Source organism: Sporolactobacillus shoreicorticis (assembly GCF_024125445.1).
Taxonomy (GTDB): domain Bacteria; phylum Bacillota; class Bacilli; order Bacillales; family Sporolactobacillaceae; genus Sporolactobacillus; species Sporolactobacillus shoreicorticis.
Genome location: NZ_JAMXWM010000088.1, coordinates 1 through 1,058, shown reverse-complemented (window position 1 = coordinate 1,058; position 1,058 = coordinate 1). Strand labels below are relative to the sequence as shown.

General features: G+C 42.4%; 2 protein-coding genes and 1 pseudogene. All 3 read left to right on the top strand.

The window, feature by feature from the left end; genetic code table 11:
* The coding region (locus NIE88_RS22090; protein WP_290446646.1) for an ADP-ribosyltransferase at positions 1-570 on the top strand (570 nt) is incomplete at its 5' end.
* Positions 563-718, top strand: a complete 156-nt coding sequence (locus NIE88_RS22085) for a hypothetical protein (protein WP_253065711.1) — start codon at positions 563-565, stop codon at positions 716-718. The genes NIE88_RS22090 and NIE88_RS22085, both read left to right, overlap by 8 nt.
* Before the next feature lie 110 nt (positions 719-828).
* Positions 829-1,058, top strand: a pseudogene (locus NIE88_RS22080) (hypothetical protein); the annotation flags it as partial.

Below are 1,058 nucleotides of genomic sequence, written 5' to 3'. Positions count from 1 at the left end.
TTAGACGGCAATCAATTTGCCTTTAAGGATGCAAAAGTAGGCGTTAACTATCCTCCGTTCCACGTTTGGTGTCGGACAACAGTTGTTCCGATTGAAAATAATACCGTAGTTTTGAGAGAAGATGAAGAGCGCGCGGTGAATCAATATATCAGTTCTGACGCCTATAAAATAAATGAGAAGCTAAGAAGTGACATGCCCTTGACTCAAAGCGATCAGACCTTAATGCATAATTTGGACTCTGCCCTGGATAAGTTTCCGAAGTATGAGGGCGAACTGAATCGTTCGTTGTTTTTTACATCAAAAGCGCAGATTGAGAGCTATTTAAGTCTGTTTGTACTTGGAGAGGTTATCGAAACAAAGCAGTATGTTTCAGCATCCAAAGGTGTTTACGATGAAGCTGATCAAGTACGCTTAATTATTAAAAATGCAAAAAATGGGGCAGATCTAAAGGGTTTTAACGATAAGGAAGAAGAAGTATTATATAAGCGGGGCTCATCTTTTAAGACCATAGACGGCTGGATTGAGGATACAGGAAAAATCGTGATTGTTTTGGAGGAGTACAATGGCTGAAGAATATGGACCGTATGAACATCCACGTTGGAAGGACAACCCGACTTTTGAAAAAACCGGGATAAAAGCTGAGAACGTAGATAAGAAAAAGAAAAAATCCTTTGAAGAAATGAAAAAGAAGGCCGTTAAAAATTTTAAAGCCAAGTAGCACCTGACCTAAGAAGTTGGGTGCTCTTTTATTGCCCAGACCGTGCGCAGGGCGTTAAAAGGTGCATGCGATAAGCAGTCAACCAAGACTATAAAAAGTGAGGAGATAACATGAACGACTTTCGATATCCATTGAATTTGCAGTTCTTTGCTGAAGACGAGCCGCCGGCAGATCCTCCGGCTGACAATCAAAAGCCGAAAGATCCGGAAGACGGTAAGCCACCAAAAGACGAAGATAGTAAGACGTACACGCAAGAAGAGCTTGAAGAACTGATTAAGCAGCGCGTGGCACGCGAGAAGAAGGCGGCAGAGAAGGCAGTTAAGGAAGCCGAGAAGCTGGC

Excerpts from the sequence above, each read along its gene's own strand:
- NIE88_RS22085 (WP_253065711.1), top strand. The coding sequence starts at position 563 with ATGGCTGAAGAATATGGACCGTATGAACATCCACGTTGGAAGGACAAC.